Here is a 14,973-nt window from a genome sequence, read left to right as displayed (position 1 = left end):
TGCGTTGATATTGAAATTAGAAATTAGAAATTAGAAATTAAAATTGAAACTAGAAATTAGGGATGAAGAATGAATCAAAAAGTTGTTGTATTTAGTCAAATTCATGAAAAAATCTTAGCAAAATTAAAATCCAATTATCACGTTGTGGTGATTGATCCCAAGTTAGGCGATGTCAATGCGCAGATTTTAAAAGAAAGTGAAGATGCTGATGCTTTAATTGGGGCTGGGCGTGTATTGGGTGCACACAATTTAAAAAATGCAAAACAACTTAAAATTATTTCTTCTGTTAGTGTGGGTTATGACAACTATGATTTGGACTTTTTAAATCAACAAAAAATATGGCTTTCAAATACACCACATGTGCTGACTGAAACGACTGCAGATCTGGCTTTTGCGCTCATGATGGGAGCAGCGCGTCAAATAGCACATTTAGATCAATGGACCAAAGCAGGGCATTGGAAAAGAACAGCAGGTCCTGCTCAATTTGGGCAAGATATTTTTGGGAAAACATTGGGTATTGTGGGTTTGGGTCATATTGGCGCTGCAATTGCACGTCGTGGTTTTTATGGCTTTAACATGGATATTTTGTATCATAACCGACGTGAAAAAATTGAAGTTGCAGAAGCATTGAATGCTGAATATTGTGAATTGAATGACCTTTTACAACGTGCAGATTTTGTTGTGGTCACTGTGGATTTAAACGCTGATTCAAAAGCATTATTTGGTGCAAAAGAATTTGCATTGATGCAGCCACATGCAGTTTTCGTTAACATTGCTCGTGGTGCTGTTGTTGATGAAGCAGCACTCGTTGATGCGTTGCGAAATAAACAGATTTTTGCAGCAGGCTTAGATGTTTATGAAAAAGAGCCATTACAAAGCACTGCGTTGTTTGAATTGGACAATGTGATTACATTGCCACATGTTGGGTCGGCAACCCTAGAGACACGTTATAAAATGGCGAATCTGGCTTATCAAAATCTTAAGTTAGCATTGAATAAGCAAAAGCCCCGATATATTGTGAATCCAACATTTTCTTAAGCATCATTAGGCTTAAATAAATCATAACACTTCATTGCAAATTCATCCTAAATTCAATGTTATAGTGTTTTTAATTTTCATTTTGAGCGGTTTAAATTGAAAAAAATCGTACTGGCGATCAGTGTGGGATTAAGTTCAGTATTATCATTTGCACATGATTTTGATTCACATCAAGGTCCTAATTTTTCTGTGCCAGAAATTGGTGGTGGAATTGGCTTAATCGATCAACAAAAAGAAAAAATGATTGGTGAAAAAGTCTATCGTCAAGTGCAGAATCAATTTCCTGTGGTGCAAGATCCATGGTTGCAAGATCAGTTCATGGGGGTTTTTACACGCATCTTAAGTCAAACGCAGCTGGGTAGACCGATTGGTTTAGTGGTGATTAAAGATCCACAAATTAACGCTTTTGCAGTTCCTGGTGGGCTTTTTGCACTCAATAGTGGTTTGATTACTTCATCTAAAAATTTGGATGAAGTTGCAGGGGTGATGGCGCATGAAATTGCACACGTGTCACAGCGCCATTATAGTCGTTCCAAAGAAGCGTTTAAGGGGCAGGGTTTACTCGCACTGGCAGGGATTATTGTGGGCGCAGCTCTGGCTTCACAAGCAGATGGTGATGTGGGTGGTGCGATTATGATGGGCACACAAGCTGCATTGCTGGATCGTCAACTGAGTTATAGTCGCAACCAAGAACGTGAGGCAGACCGTATTGGGATGCAGTTTATGTATGGTTCGGGTTTTAACCCACAAAGTATGGCAGATTTCTTTGAAACTATGGATCGAGCAACCACGAAAGTCAGTTTCTTGCCTGACTTTTGGTTGACTCACCCTTTAACATCAGAGCGTATGAGCGAGGCACGTTTAAGAGCCAATCAATTTCCAGCAGTAAAATCAAAATCTGATCAGCAGGACTTTGATGTGATTAAATGGCACACAGCGGTGCTGAGTAATCAAACCAATGAAAATCAGTTGAAAGCCATAGCAAATCATCGAAATTTTGCAGGTGTTTTGGCCTTAAGTGAGTTTTATTTACGTCAAGGTGATTATGCATTGGCACAACAACAAATGAATATTGCTAAAACTCTGGAGCCGAATCACAGCTTACTTCATCTTATTCAAACCGATATTTATTTGGGGCAACACAAATATGATGCTGCATTACAAACCATTCTTGCTAAGCAGCGGGTAATTCCTGAAAATCGAGCATCAAGTTACAAGCTTGCAGAAGTATATATACGTAAAAATCAGCCTAAAGAAGCTGAAAAATTGGTCAATAAATTTGTATTGAATAATCCTCGTGATGTTTTAGGTTGGCAGCTATTACAACAAGCGGCCAATTTGGACAAGGATAATCCAATGCGAACCATCAATGTATTGCGTTACCGTGCTGAAGTTCAATTTTGGAATGGTGCTGAAGAAGGGGCAATAAAATCATTATTGCATGCACAGCGTTTGGCAAAAGGAAATGTTTCAATGACTTCGACCATTGATGCACGACTAAAAACCATGCAATCTGATAGGCAACTTAAAATTTAGTAAATGGTTTTTATTTGTTAGAAAAACAAGATGTTTAAATTTTAATCATGACCTATATTTTGCAAGTTGATATTGATTGGTAGATTAAATTCAACATAAATTCCAGTCGTAAGTAAACTGGCTAATGATTCATATTTTATCTAGGGAATCATCCATTTTTGTGTTCAAAAACAATCAATACAATGATTTTGCGGGGAGTGATGATGGTCTTTTACTTTTTCACAAATACTGACAATAAATGCTGAATAATTGGACGTTCTTGAATAATATTTCTTCCCTTTTTTAAAGGAATTTATTAAGCTAGATAAAAATAAAGTGTTTGATTTTAAAATGAAAAAAATTATTATTTTCGTACTTTCTATGATGACTGCATCACAAGTTTTTGCGGATAAAGTACCTGTTCGTTATGTTAAAGACATTCAGAAAATTTCTGAGCAATATAGTCTTGATATGAAAAAATTTCTAAAAAGTTTAGATCCTTCAATTACTCAATTTAAACCAGAGCAGAAACAAGAATTCTGTGGCATTTTACAACGCTATGCGGATAGCTTTTATCAGGCAACTGATCGTAATCGAAGTGAATTGCCATTTTCTTACTCGAATTTAACTAAGCAAGATATTATCAATAAAGTGCTGATGTCGAAGGAAATGGAAATTTTGAGTGGATATGGTATTCAATGTAATTTGAATTAAATTAGAGAATTTTTAAAGAATAATGAGTTACAACAAGAAGTGATGTTTTTTCTTTTAAAAATTAATCTTTTAAAAATTAAACTGATACGTTAAAAAATCAGAAGGGTAGAGTTGGGCTATTTAACCTATATTTTATTTTCAAAAGATGACTCATCTGAAATAAAGCAGTTAAACAGTCCAAATCAAACTGTGATGTGTAAAGACGAAGTGGGAATTATGCAAGTTTGGCTTTGATTTTAGCTGAAACTTGTGCAGGATCGGCACGTCCGGCTATGATCGGACGTAGAGAATTCATCACCTTACCCATATCTTTCATGCTAGTAGCTTCTTGCGCAGTAATCGTTTGCGCAATGATTGAATCAAGTTCTTCCTCAGTCATAGCTGCTGGTAGAAATTGAGATAAAACCTCAACTTCAGCTTGTTCCTTACTAGCTAAGTCTTGTCGATTAGCACCTTCAAAGGCTTTAATCGATTCTTTACGTTGTTTGATTTGCTTTTCAATGACCGCGAGAACTCGACTATCATCCAGTTCAACGCGCTCATCGACTTCGATTTGCTTAATTGCCGCCTGTAGACTACGAATTACCGTTAACTTATTCATTTCTTTAGCACGCATAGTTGCTTTCAAAACTTCAGTGATTTGGTTCTTTAAAGTAGTCATCTATATGTCCAGACAGTCAATCAATCACAAATTAATCTTAGTAAAGGCGAGTAGTACGTACTGATTCGCGCGCCAATTTCTTTTGGTAGCGTTTAACAGCAGCAGCTTTTTTACGTTTACGTTCTTGAGTTGGTTTCTCGTAGAATTCACGTTTACGAACGTCAGCTAAAACACCCGCTTTTTCGCATGAACGTTTGAAACGACGGATAGCTACGTCTACTGGTTCGCCTTCTTTCAATTTAACTTGTGGCATGAAGAATCCTCTAGTTTATGGATAAGACTAAGTGCACGATTGCACAGAGTCACAAGTGAAGGACAGTATTTTACTCATTTACATCTCATACCACAAGTCTATAATAGCTTTAGCAATATTTTGAAATGTGTAAAAGGCAGTTTAATGATCGTTCTGGGCTTAGAAACTTCATGTGATGAAACAGGTCTCGCACTCTATGACAGTGAAGTTGGCTTAAGAGGACAAGTGCTCTATAGCCAAATTAAATTGCATGCAGAGTACGGCGGTGTAGTGCCAGAATTGGCATCTCGCGATCATGTGAGAAAATTAATTCCACTAATAAATCAATTGCTTGATGATTGTAGTGTGAAAAAGTCTGAAATTGATGCGATCGCTTATACGCGTGGCCCAGGTCTGATGGGCGCACTCATGACAGGGGCGCTTTTTGGACGTACTTTGGCTTTTGCACTGAATAAACCTGCAATTGGTGTTCATCATATGGAAGGTCATATGCTTGCGCCATTACTTTCAAAAACTCCACCGGAATTTCCGTTTGTCGCATTATTGGTGTCAGGTGGTCACACTCAATTGATGGCGGCGCACGGTATTGGTGAGTATGAAATTTTAGGTGAATCAATTGATGATGCGGCTGGTGAAGCCTTTGATAAAGTTGCAAAAATGATGGGATTGCCATATCCAGGTGGTCCAAACATTTCCAAACTGGCTGAACAAGGCAATAGCAGCGCGTTTGATTTCCCTCGTCCAATGTTGCATCAGGGTTTGGACTTTTCATTTAGTGGTTTGAAAACTTCTGTTTCAAATCAGTTAAAAAAAGTTGAAGGGCAAGGTCGTGAAGCAGACATTGCGGCGTCATTTCAAGAAGCCTTGGTTGATACTTTAGTCAAAAAGTCAGTTAAAGCATTAAAACAAAGTGGTTTAAAACGCCTGGTGATTGCGGGTGGTGTGAGTGCCAATAAACGTCTTCGTGAACGTTTAGAGGCAGATTTAGCCAAAATCAAAGCACAAGTCTATTATGCAGAGCCTGCACTGTGTACAGATAATGGTGCAATGATTGCTTTTGCAGGATACCAACGATTAAAAGCCGGTCAACAAGATGGCTTGTCAGTTACGACCACACCGCGTTGGCCGATGACTGAGCTAGAAAAACCTGAACAAGTAGGGTAGCAATCAACAAACTTAAAAAAGAGGCCGAAGCCTCTTTTTTTTAAATTGTTAAATTAGAAACGATAGCCGACTCCGACATTAAATCCATTAAAATCATATTTTTTAAGACGTGTGCCTTCATAACCAACATTCAAAGATAAGTTCGGTTGTGGGTTAATAATTAGACCAGCGCCATAAGCTACACTGGTATCTTTTGGATTATCTACAAGAATTGCTGGTCTATTATTTGTGTGATAAGTATGCTCACCTTTACCATGCGCTACACCACCTAAAGCATATACACTCACTAGATCATTAAAACGGTATGCAGGACCTGCTAAAAATGAATAATAGTCAACATCCCATTTATCATAACCAGTTGCGTGATTAAATCGTTTATCTCCAGTTTGGTAAGAGGCTGAAGTTAGAAGGCTTACGGGAGATTGCCATTCATAACGATATTGAACATTTGCACCTTTTGTTTTTAATCCGTGACTCACATCGGTTTGTGCATAACCTACGGAAGCAGTTTGGGTATCTGCGAATACAGATGATGCTGCAAGCGATACAGCTGCTGCCAAAAGAATGGTTTGTAAAGTTTTCATTTCAATCTCTGTAGAATTTTATTATTGAGTGTGTATGAAACTATTCTCAGGCATTGATGTCAGTGCCTTTATTGTTGGTATTTATTTCAAGATATTTGAATGAAAATTAGCACAAATAATGAATTAAATAAAAGCGAAATCCGTCACTTATGTGGCTTAATTTAACTATTTTGGAGGTTGTTAGAAATTATTTTATGCTGAGCTTCTACATATTCTCTACATAATCAATTGAGATTTGAAAAATAAAAATAAATTTGGTGATTTATTATTACAATGTAAACAATAATATATTTTTTATTTAATCATTTTTGCTCATTTACTCGGAAGTTTGTTATTTATAGTCCCAATCTTGTTTAAGGAAAAGAGACCACTCATCTTAGATTGAACAATCATTTTGATTATGAAAAAAAACCTATACTTTGATCTGATAGCACTAAAATTATATTTCTCTTGTGTTTTAAAGAAAAAACTTATCCGAGATTCGGGTTATTTATAAATATTAGGAATCAAAGATCTCTATCATAAATCAAAAAATGATCGTTAAATTGTATTTGAATTAAAAACGAAAGTTAATTTTCATGCACCATTTATGGTTCAGGGAGAGCTTAGGATGAAGGATTTTAAGCTAAAAATAACCACATCCTTGCGCTCACTTGCGCTTCATTTTAAAGCAGTGCTTTAAAAATTGTTCAGGAGAGGGAACTTTATGATAAATTTTAATTGGATAAAAAATAATTTGTGAAAGAAGCTTAAAATATTCATGTATTCTATAAACTTACCTAATGTTAATATCTGTATTTAATCATTCGCTTTAAATACGATTTTAGGTGAGTTATCAATAAAAAAAAGAGACACTAGGCCTCTTCTTTTTTAACTCTTCTGATTATATTAGAAACGGTAACCAACACCTACGTTAAAACCTTCAAATGATTTATCTCTTAGGCGAGTAGCTTCATAGCCAGCATTTACAGAAAGATTCTTGGTTGGGTTGATGATCAGACCACCACCATAGGCAAAGGCTGTATCTTTAATATGGTAATGGTTAGTCCATTTGTAGTCTTTTTCATTATCGAAATAGTGAGCACGGCCATGAACCAAACCGCCTAAGGCATAAACACTGAGCACTTTATTAAAACGGAATGATGGACCCGCTAAAAATGAATAGTAGTTTACATTCCAATCTTCATAGCCATAACCGTACAGGAAGCGTTGTTCACCTTGTAAGTAAGATGCTGATGCAACAATACCCACTGGAGAATCTAATTCATAACGATATTGTACGTTTACACCTTTTGGATTTAACCCTTTTTCGATAGAAGTTTGTCCATAACCTACAGATATTGTATGGCTTTCGGCGAATACCTGTGTTGCTGCAAATGAAACAGCTGCTAAAAGAATCGTTTTTAAAATTTTTTCTTTCATTACAATCTCTATAAGATTTTATTATTGAGTGCGTATGAAACTATTGATTGGCATGAATTACAGTTTCTTTATTGTTAGAGTTTATTTAGAAAAAATTAAAAATTATTGCGAAATTTTTAGCTGTATTATGGGAAAAGTGAATATATATCTGACGTTTGTTGTATTATAGGTAGGAAATATTTGTTTACAATGTATAACCTTATGTGAAGATTCTACATTATTTCTACACAATTAGTCATATAAAAAAACTTGACTATTTTGCTATGATTATAATTTTTGTAGGTTGTACTTAATGATACTTTTTCAAAAAAAAGATTCTGGATTTTAAGGGTGTATATCACCATAATTTTTTAAAAAATAAGTATTTAAATTTTAACTATTTCATTTTGAAGTTGTTGCCTAAAGATTTTTTTTACAGTGTCTATTTGTCAGAGTCAGCAAGTTTTGCAAAACCCATGGGGGTAAATTTTTTGAATTCAACTCATTATACTTTTTGAGTAAATATTGAAACATTTTGCTTGTAATATTGTGAAGTAAAAATTAAGGATGAGTGCTAAGGCTCATCCTATATATCATGACCAATGGGGACTTTTGACTTATCTTTTAGACAAATTTTCTAAAAGTTAGAGCTGTGAGTTTAACTGCTGTGAACCGATCCAATGCTTGGAAAATTGGTAAGCTGCACGTCCTGAACGTTGTCCACGTGCTTGACACCATCGTAAAGCTTCAGCACGGACTTGATCACTAAAAGCAATCTTTTCTTTTGCTAGGTAATGTTCAACAATTTCCAAATACAGATTTTGATCCATTGGGTTGAAAGACAACCAAAGTCCAAAACGGTCAGATAGAGAAATTTTTTCTTCAATGGCTTCTTGAGGATGTAACTCTGTGTATTGTGGTACATCTACACGGGTCACAGGTGTATTTTCATGCATAAACTCAGGTAACAAGTGACGACGGTTACTGGTCGCATAAATAATAAAGTTACTGGATCCTGACTGTAATGAACCATCTAAGACGCTCTTTAAACTACGATAATTTTCATCTTCTGCGTTAAATGCCAAATCATCACAATAGACAATAAACTTTTCAGGGCGATGTTCAATGATCTTTTGAATCTCAGGTAAATCAGAGAGATCATCACGTTCAATTTCAATCAGACGCAAACCTTGATCTTTATATTTAGCCAGTAGCGACCGAACAATGGATGATTTGCCTGTACCACGTGATCCAGTTAAAAGTACATCATTTGCAGGTAAGCCGTGTAAAAATTGTTCCGTGTTTTGCAGAATTTTTTGGACTTGTCGTTCAATGCCTTTGAGGTCATCCAAATGAATAATTTTAGGATGTGGAATTGCTTTCAGTTGTTTGTTTTGCCATTTGAATGCGGGCGCTGAGAAGTCAGTTTCTTGTCTGGGTTCAGGTAAGACTTGTTGTAGTTGCTCAAGTAAAGTGCTTAAACGTTCAATAAGGTGATCGGGGAGTTCTAAAGTCGCCATAATATTTAATATCAGTGCTGTGAGTTTTGTTAAATATTAGTCTAGAAATATAAACTTGCCTATGTACAAAATTATTTTATCGTGCGCATAGTGGTAAAATCTTATAAAAATTCTAAGCTTAATTTTAAAGGTTGATTAAAATTTGATTATTTTGCATAGTTGAATGATATGTAGAAGGGGGGCGTCATCGTTAAAATTGCTGTTGGAAGCAGAAAATAATAAATATCTTTTAGTAAAAGGATGCAAAACATATGATTCCGTTGCAGACACGTAATCTAAATCCACATCAAGCCTATCGTATTAAAAAAATGAGACACAAGTTAGATCGGGCTGAATGTTATGAAGAATGGAAAGAAATTGCACTCAAATTAGATGAAGAGACTGGGGCTCAAGAGTGGAAATATGATAATAGTTCACCATATTTTGATGCTGCGATTATTTCGCATCGTTTAAATTTGCTTCGACGTTACCAAACAGATAAACGAACAGGCGATCTCATTTATATTCTTCGTGAAGGCTTAAGTCATGATGTTGCAAACATTGGGCACCCTTTACTGTTTTCGCATACTTATATTGGCACCAAGAGGATTATTGAAGATTATATTTCTGAAGTGTGTAAAAGCATGAAATTCATTGTGTCTGAGCAATGCGAAAAACTCAGCCTCAGTGAAAAAATAAGTTTTTTTGAAAATTGTGCCAAAGTATATGGGCAACCAGCGATGATGTTTTCTGGTGGTGCATCTTTAGGATTATTTCACACGGGTGTTTGTAAAGTACTTTTAGAGCAGGATTTAATGCCTCAAGTGTTATCAGGTTCCAGTGCAGGCGCGATGATGACAGCTATGTTAGGGGTCGCAAAGCCCAATGAAATTAAACAAGTCTTAACAGGGGATAATTTTTATAGTGAGGCTTTTCATTTTCGCAGTTTTATGGAATTGCTGAAAGGCAATGGTGGTTTGGCCGATGTTCAATATTTAAAAAAATTCTTAATTGAAAACTTAGGTGATACTACTTTTGAAGAAGCTTATGAAATATCAGGTCTAGATATTAATATTAGTGTTGCGCCTTATAATGCTTCGCAAGAAGATTCAAGAATTATGAATAAATATACGGCGCCAGATTTATTGGTGTGGAGTGCTGTGTTAGCGTCATGTGCAGTGCCTATTTTGTTTCCACCCGTGCATTTGACCAGTAAGCGCTATGACGGTGTGCATACGCCTTATTTGGCCAGTATTCGTTGGGTCGATGGAAGTGTACGAAATGATTTCCCACAAGAGAAAATGGCGCGTTTGTATAATATAAATTACACCATTGCCAGTCAGGTCAATCCGCACATTGTGCCATTTATGCAGTCGGATGAAGAACGTCTACGCACAGACTTACTCAGTTGGCCTAAACGTTTAATTAGAAAACATGGTAAGACGATTGCCATGGATGTGATGAACTTTACTCGTGAAAGTTTGGGTAGTATACCTTCAGTGAGAAGAGTGCTTGATCATGGTTATGGAATTATCGATCAGCGGTACTATGGTGACTTAAATATTGTTGGTAATTATAGTCTGCGTCATTATCAGTATATGTTGCAAAACCCTCGACCTCGTCTTTTTAAAATTTTACAAAAAGAGGGGGAGCGCGCAACATGGCCGAAAGTATCGATCATTGAAACCCATGCCCGTATTGGTCGAACGATTGAACATTGTCTGGAAGATTTAAAACGCCAAAGAGATTATTGTGAGTCAACTGCTGAAGCTAAACCTCGAACAACTCGAAAATCTAAAATTTCATGATGTTCAAAACGTGCGTCGTCAAGATTTTGGACGAAGAATATATCAATTTGAAATTCAGCATCAGCGGTACTGGCTCAAACTGCATTTAAAAGACCATTATCAAGATGGTGAACAGTCTTTGAGACATGAATTAAATATTTATCAAGTACTGAATCAATTGCAACCCAATCTCCTTTTGCCTTTTCAGAACATCAGTCATGCTGATCTGGGACATTTACTTTGTCATGCACATAATGCAGATTTGCAGCAAAACCAAAATAAAGTGCCATATACCGAGTCGCAATATATAGAGCAGGGGATCATCCTTGCTGATTCGGCAGCATTATTTTCTTTATCTCCTGAACAATTGAATCGAGAAACCATCATTCATATTTTGATATGCAGTCTTGATGCAGTGAGTTGTATGCATCAAGCAGGATTTATACATGGTGATTTAAAAGTTGAGCATTTTAGAACACATTCAAATCGGACCTGTTTGATTGATTTTGAGCAAACCTGCTTAATTGAAAATGCTCACCTGATGAAAAATACAGCAACACCTCGTTATATGGCACCAGAATTATTTCATGGACAACCTAAAACCGTGCAAAGTGATATTTACGCTCTCGCGATCATCTGGTTTGAGTGGTTGACGCAACAAAAAATAAGGCTAAAAAGCTATTTGGATTGGGCAAAATGGCATTGTCAGACTTTTAATGGCGATTTAGTAGACAAATATGGGTTTTTAAATAATATTTTGTCAGCCATGTTAGAGAAAAATAAAGTGAATCGTTGTGCAAATATTTATCAAATAAAACAGATATTAAGCAGAAATGTATAAAGAAAAAGCACTGTATACATGAATTGTTTTATATTTGCACAAACGATGGTTTTTTTGGAAAAAAGTGCTTGTCATAGCATAATGATCTCTATAATATACACAGCCATCGGGGACGTGGCGAAATTGGTAGACGCACTGGATTTAGGTTCCAGCGCCGCAAGGTGTGAGAGTTCGAGTCTCTCCGTCCCCACCAAGTTTAATTACTCAGGTGGAACGACCGAAGTAATTGAAATAGAGGATTGGTGTAATGGTAGCATGACGGTCTCCAAAACCGTTCGTCAAGGTTCGAATCCTTGATCCTCTGCCAAGTTTTATGAAACTCATGCGATGAGTATTCAAAGGGGACGTGGCGAAATTGGTAGACGCACTGGATTTAGGTTCCAGCGCCGCAAGGTGTGAGAGTTCGAGTCTCTCCGTCCCCACCATTATTAAAGCAAGGTTTGATACCTTGCTTTTTTATTGCCTAAAATTTTATAGAATGCATAATCATTTAGCATATGTCTTTCTATAAAATCAATTTAAATAAAGACATAAAAAAGCCCATCAAAATGGGCCATGTCAATCCATAGATAGATGTTTTTATTCTTATTTAATCGTTGTCCAATGAGTATTACATACCGTTAAGCCTTCAAGTGATCCTCAAACTCTTCACCCAATTGCATTGCTAGCGGATTGCCAGATAAATCACAGGTGACAAGACCATATTCTTTTTTAAAGCTAAATGTGAAGCCACGATTGTCCGTCAAATTTTTAACGGAATAACCCAATTTTTCTAACCAAATACGAAATGCAATTAAGTTTTTTGCCTTAACAACTTTTTTCACGAGACAACTCCTTTTATAAGTCATAAGAATTAGATAGGGATGTATGAAAGTTTTTAAAGGGTAGAATTAACGATTTATTGAAAAATATCGTTATTTGACGATTTTATACACATTGCAAGTTATTAGAATGATTAAAAATGTTTCAAAATAATTTTACTTTGGTATTTAAATATTTGATTATTATTAATTTAATTATTATTGAGTTTAAAATCACTTTAAAATGAATATTTTAGAGTGTGTATCAGGATATTTCATATATTTGTGCGAAATAACAACGCACGATCTAAAATTTGATTAAAAATTAGACTTATATATGAATAAATTCTGGCGTCATATAAAAATGCACTTGGACAGTGCTTCGATCATGATTTATAAGCGTTCACAATTTTAGCAGCATGTATGAATTATTACTGACACAATTCAAGCTCAAGTGTTTAAGCAGATATTGCAATTCAAGGCAGAAGGAAAAACGCCTGTCGCAGTCATGCTTGGCCATGAGGACTGGTTAATCTTTGCAGAGCAATCCCAAGTCGCATATACACCATTTGGCAGTGCAAGACGTTATCAACCTGCTCTAGGGGGATTGCTCTTGGTTCGAGTGGATGAGATGCATAAAACTGAAATTGTGACGCAGTCTCAGTTAGATGCTTATGTGGCAACACATCAAATTTTATAAGTGAATCTTATGCGTTAAAACTTAGAAATGATCTTTCATTTCACGTAATTTCTTAAAATCTTCTGCACTGTTTACGCGTAAAAATGGGTTGGTTTCAAGTTCAAGTGCAATCGTTGAGGGAAGGGTGATCTCACCTTTTTCTCTTTGTAATCTCACCTGTTCAGCTCGATGTTGTATTGCTAAATTGTCAGGCTCGGCATGTAATGCAAATTGAGCATTGGAGAGTGTGTATTCATGAGTGCAATACACTTGAGTGCGTGGGGGTAACGCTGCAAGACGATTCAATGATTGGTACATCTGTTCTGCTGTACCTTCAAAGAGTCGACCGCAACCCATAGCAAACAAGGTATCTCCACAGAACAGAATATCTAGAGCATCTATAAAATAAGTGATGTGACCCAAGGTGTGACCTGGAACAGCAATAATATCAACTTTTAATCCGTTGAACTCGATGCGATCTTGGTGCTGAAGGGGATGGCTAATAAAAGGAATTTTTGATAGTTCCTCACGAGGACCATAAACCTGAATATGCTGATCTGCAATAAGATCAGGCACACCGCCAATGTGATCTTTATGCCAATGGGTAAGCCAAATTTGTTTGAGTTTGAGATCATGTTCAGCACAAAAGCTTTGAACCAAACTCGCTTCAGTTGGATCAACCGCAATCACATCATGTGTATGAATGTCTTCCAATAACCAAATATAGTTTTGTAATTGATTTTTGACATCGATAACGTGGACTTTAAAATTCATTTGGCTTTTTTCCCTTTGGCTTCAATTTAGTTTAAAACATTGGCAGTTTTTTGCTAATAAAAATTCAATATTAATTTTGCATAGATGAATTTTATGAATGCATGGTTTAGCCTAGATTTAAAAAAAACAACGATAAGCGTTTGATACTGCTGTTTTCGAATCTTCATTTTTTAAAGATAGTTTATAATGCTTGGCTTAAATTCTAGCTTTATCTGTGATGATGCTGAATAAAGTCAAAATGTATTGATGAGTGCTTTGAAATGGAAAAAGTATGGCTAATGGCCAGTGTGTTAGGTTTGCTTGTAAGTGGTTGTAGTACAGTTGCAACCCAAGAATCAGCAACTCAAGTTCGTGATTCAAAATGTAAGGTGAATCCAAATATTGCTCGAAATGCTATCCCGAAGACGCCAAATAATATGAGTTTACCAAGTTTTGGTCGCGGTATTATTGGTTGGGGTACAGGGATGGATGGTGCGAAAACACGTCTGGAAAATGTGACCCAAGCAGATGTGCAGGGTTTTAAAGAAAAGGGTGTAACTTTGGCGATGGTGCAAGAGTGGCAGACTTTCTATGAAAATGAAACCCGTCGCAATGACTGTAATCCGACTGCGCCGTATCGAGCTCAATTGATGAAAAAAATTGCTGAGTTTTGGGTGGATTAAGCGCTGATTCAACATAGAGGATATCCTTCTATGTTGATCGTTTAATTGGACTATTATTCTCAATCAGTTCCATAACATATTCTGCTTCTTCTGGTGAAAAGTTGATACCAATTGATACTTTTTGATTTAAAAATTTGAAATGTATATGTCCACATTTATAACTGGGGATTTGTTTACGGAAGGTAATATGTTCAGAATAATAAAAATTTTCTAATTCGTCATATTTGATTTCATATGTTTCTTCATATCCATTAATTAATGCATGTTGAGGATGAAACTTGGTCACTATTATTTTTTTGGCTTGAATGTTAATTTGTTCTTTGCCGTTTCTAAGCCAAAGTGAGCAAATAAACGTCTGATAAGTGAACAGAACAAGCAGTAAAAACCATATAATTAATATGAGATAATTATCTGAATTTTCATTCATTAATAAAGCAATACAAATATAAATACCGACAATCCACATCACACTCAACACCATATAATTCAGTACAATATCAGAATGGTAACTTGATTTTTTAAATTCAATTTTGATACTAGTTTCATGATTTAATTGATTGATTTCAATTGAATTATATTCTGAGTTCATTGTTTTTATTCT

General features: G+C 35.9%; 16 protein-coding genes and 3 tRNA genes. 11 read left to right on the top strand and 8 right to left on the bottom strand.

Translation table 11 applies throughout. The features are described 5' to 3' along the window. Positions 1-69: 69 nt before the first annotated feature. The 3 genes from G8E00_RS10145 (at position 70) to G8E00_RS10135 (ending at position 3,267) form a co-directional block, all read left to right on the top strand. Positions 70-1,038, top strand: a complete 969-nt coding sequence (locus tag G8E00_RS10145) for a 2-hydroxyacid dehydrogenase (RefSeq protein WP_166224293.1) — start codon at positions 70-72, stop codon at positions 1,036-1,038. Between the two features lie 96 nt (positions 1,039-1,134). Beyond that, positions 1,135-2,574: a M48 family metalloprotease gene (locus G8E00_RS10140; protein ID WP_166224290.1), complete on the top strand. Its 1,440-nt coding sequence runs from the start codon at positions 1,135-1,137 to the stop codon at positions 2,572-2,574. Between the two features lie 330 nt (positions 2,575-2,904). Continuing rightward, the gene (locus G8E00_RS10135) at positions 2,905-3,267 is read left to right on the top strand and encodes a hypothetical protein (protein ID WP_227591180.1); all 363 of its coding nucleotides are present in this window, start codon (positions 2,905-2,907) and stop codon (positions 3,265-3,267) included. Between the two features lie 214 nt (positions 3,268-3,481). Here the strand turns inward: G8E00_RS10135 and G8E00_RS10130 are convergent, their stop codons facing one another. After that, positions 3,482-3,928: a GatB/YqeY domain-containing protein gene (locus G8E00_RS10130; RefSeq protein ID WP_166224287.1), complete on the bottom strand. Its 447-nt coding sequence runs from the start codon at positions 3,926-3,928 to the stop codon at positions 3,482-3,484. 37 nt (positions 3,929-3,965) lie between these two features. Continuing rightward, a complete protein-coding gene (gene rpsU, locus G8E00_RS10125) occupies positions 3,966-4,181 on the bottom strand; it encodes a 30S ribosomal protein S21 (protein WP_001136722.1) in 216 nt (71 codons plus the stop codon). 144 nt (positions 4,182-4,325) lie between these two features. Between rpsU and tsaD the strand changes: the two genes are divergently transcribed. Continuing rightward, on the top strand, positions 4,326-5,345 hold the full coding sequence (gene tsaD, locus G8E00_RS10120; RefSeq protein WP_166224284.1) for a tRNA (adenosine(37)-N6)-threonylcarbamoyltransferase complex transferase subunit TsaD: 1,020 nt from the start codon (positions 4,326-4,328) through the stop codon (positions 5,343-5,345). 53 nt (positions 5,346-5,398) lie between these two features. Here tsaD and G8E00_RS10115 read toward each other — a convergent pair whose 3' ends face one another. The 3 genes from G8E00_RS10115 to G8E00_RS10105 all read right to left on the bottom strand — a co-directional run bounded on the left by G8E00_RS10115 (position 5,399) and on the right by G8E00_RS10105 (position 8,850). Beyond that, on the bottom strand, positions 5,399-5,929 hold the full coding sequence (locus G8E00_RS10115) for an Ail/Lom family outer membrane beta-barrel protein (protein WP_166009277.1): 531 nt from the start codon (positions 5,927-5,929) through the stop codon (positions 5,399-5,401). 888 nt (positions 5,930-6,817) lie between these two features. After that, on the bottom strand, positions 6,818-7,351 hold the full coding sequence (locus tag G8E00_RS10110; RefSeq protein WP_166009279.1) for an Ail/Lom family outer membrane beta-barrel protein: 534 nt from the start codon (positions 7,349-7,351) through the stop codon (positions 6,818-6,820). Between the two features lie 623 nt (positions 7,352-7,974). Further along, positions 7,975-8,850: an ATP-binding protein gene (locus G8E00_RS10105; protein WP_166224281.1), complete on the bottom strand. Its 876-nt coding sequence runs from the start codon at positions 8,848-8,850 to the stop codon at positions 7,975-7,977. Positions 8,851-9,101: 251 nt separating this feature from the next. On the opposite strand from G8E00_RS10105, the gene G8E00_RS10100 reads away from it, so the two are divergent. The 5 genes from G8E00_RS10100 to G8E00_RS10080 all read left to right on the top strand — a co-directional run bounded on the left by G8E00_RS10100 (position 9,102) and on the right by G8E00_RS10080 (position 11,882). After that, positions 9,102-10,637: a DUF3336 domain-containing protein gene (locus G8E00_RS10100; protein ID WP_166224278.1), complete on the top strand. Its 1,536-nt coding sequence runs from the start codon at positions 9,102-9,104 to the stop codon at positions 10,635-10,637. Further along, on the top strand, positions 10,582-11,457 hold the full coding sequence (locus tag G8E00_RS10095; protein WP_227591356.1) for a protein kinase domain-containing protein: 876 nt from the start codon (positions 10,582-10,584) through the stop codon (positions 11,455-11,457). The genes G8E00_RS10100 and G8E00_RS10095 overlap by 56 nt, the downstream gene beginning before the upstream one ends. 108 nt (positions 11,458-11,565) lie before the next feature. Further along, a tRNA-Leu gene (locus G8E00_RS10090) sits at positions 11,566-11,650 on the top strand. 40 nt (positions 11,651-11,690) lie between these two features. Continuing rightward, positions 11,691-11,764: transfer RNA gene (locus tag G8E00_RS10085), tRNA-Trp, on the top strand. Positions 11,765-11,797: 33 nt separating this feature from the next. Then, positions 11,798-11,882: transfer RNA gene (locus tag G8E00_RS10080), tRNA-Leu, on the top strand. A 195-nt stretch (positions 11,883-12,077) separates the two neighbouring features. Here G8E00_RS10080 and G8E00_RS10075 read toward each other — a convergent pair. Further along, entirely contained in the window at positions 12,078-12,281 is a 204-nt protein-coding gene (locus G8E00_RS10075; RefSeq protein WP_166009285.1) for a hypothetical protein, read from the bottom strand. Positions 12,282-12,765: 484 nt separating this feature from the next. Here G8E00_RS10075 and G8E00_RS10070 point away from each other — a divergent pair, with 484 nt between their 5' ends. Next, positions 12,766-12,957, top strand: a complete 192-nt coding sequence (locus tag G8E00_RS10070) for a hypothetical protein (RefSeq protein ID WP_406741467.1) — start codon at positions 12,766-12,768, stop codon at positions 12,955-12,957. A 21-nt stretch (positions 12,958-12,978) separates the two neighbouring features. On the opposite strand, the gene gloB is transcribed toward G8E00_RS10070, so the two are convergent. Continuing rightward, complete coding sequence (gene gloB / locus G8E00_RS10065) at positions 12,979-13,710, bottom strand: hydroxyacylglutathione hydrolase (protein ID WP_166224275.1); 732 nt, start codon at positions 13,708-13,710, stop codon at positions 12,979-12,981. Between the two features lie 260 nt (positions 13,711-13,970). Between gloB and G8E00_RS10060 the strand changes: the two genes are divergently transcribed. Continuing rightward, positions 13,971-14,372 (top strand): DUF4951 domain-containing protein, encoded by a 402-nt coding sequence (locus G8E00_RS10060; protein ID WP_166224272.1) that lies wholly within the window; start codon positions 13,971-13,973, stop codon positions 14,370-14,372. 28 nt (positions 14,373-14,400) lie between these two features. Here the strand turns inward: G8E00_RS10060 and G8E00_RS10055 are convergent, their stop codons facing one another. Then, positions 14,401-14,961 (bottom strand): hypothetical protein, encoded by a 561-nt coding sequence (locus G8E00_RS10055; RefSeq protein ID WP_166224269.1) that lies wholly within the window; start codon positions 14,959-14,961, stop codon positions 14,401-14,403. Positions 14,962-14,973 lie beyond the last annotated feature (12 nt).

Source organism: Acinetobacter shaoyimingii (assembly GCF_011578045.1).
GTDB classification, from domain to species: domain Bacteria; phylum Pseudomonadota; class Gammaproteobacteria; order Pseudomonadales; family Moraxellaceae; genus Acinetobacter; species Acinetobacter shaoyimingii.
This window is presented reverse-complemented; position numbering and strand designations above follow the sequence as displayed.

Bases quoted from the DNA above. Each gene is read 5' to 3' on its own strand.
- G8E00_RS10145 (WP_166224293.1), top strand. From the start codon at position 70: ATGAATCAAAAAGTTGTTGTATTTAGTCAAATTCATGAAAAAATCTTA.
- G8E00_RS10135 (WP_227591180.1), top strand. From the start codon at position 2,905: ATGAAAAAAATTATTATTTTCGTACTTTCTATGATGACTGCATCACAA.
- G8E00_RS10130 (WP_166224287.1), bottom strand. From the start codon at position 3,928: ATGACTACTTTAAAGAACCAAATCACTGAAGTTTTGAAAGCAACTATG.
- rpsU (WP_001136722.1), bottom strand. From the start codon at position 4,181: ATGCCACAAGTTAAATTGAAAGAAGGCGAACCAGTAGACGTAGCTATC.
- tsaD (WP_166224284.1), top strand. From the start codon at position 4,326: ATGATCGTTCTGGGCTTAGAAACTTCATGTGATGAAACAGGTCTCGCA.
- G8E00_RS10115 (WP_166009277.1), bottom strand. From the start codon at position 5,929: ATGAAAACTTTACAAACCATTCTTTTGGCAGCAGCTGTATCGCTTGCA.
- G8E00_RS10110 (WP_166009279.1), bottom strand. From the start codon at position 7,351: ATGAAAGAAAAAATTTTAAAAACGATTCTTTTAGCAGCTGTTTCATTT.
- G8E00_RS10105 (WP_166224281.1), bottom strand. From the start codon at position 8,850: ATGGCGACTTTAGAACTCCCCGATCACCTTATTGAACGTTTAAGCACT.
- G8E00_RS10100 (WP_166224278.1), top strand. From the start codon at position 9,102: ATGATTCCGTTGCAGACACGTAATCTAAATCCACATCAAGCCTATCGT.
- G8E00_RS10070 (WP_406741467.1), top strand. From the start codon at position 12,766: ATGCTTGGCCATGAGGACTGGTTAATCTTTGCAGAGCAATCCCAAGTC.
- gloB (WP_166224275.1), bottom strand. From the start codon at position 13,710: ATGAATTTTAAAGTCCACGTTATCGATGTCAAAAATCAATTACAAAAC.
- G8E00_RS10060 (WP_166224272.1), top strand. From the start codon at position 13,971: ATGGAAAAAGTATGGCTAATGGCCAGTGTGTTAGGTTTGCTTGTAAGT.
- G8E00_RS10055 (WP_166224269.1), bottom strand. From the start codon at position 14,961: ATGAACTCAGAATATAATTCAATTGAAATCAATCAATTAAATCATGAA.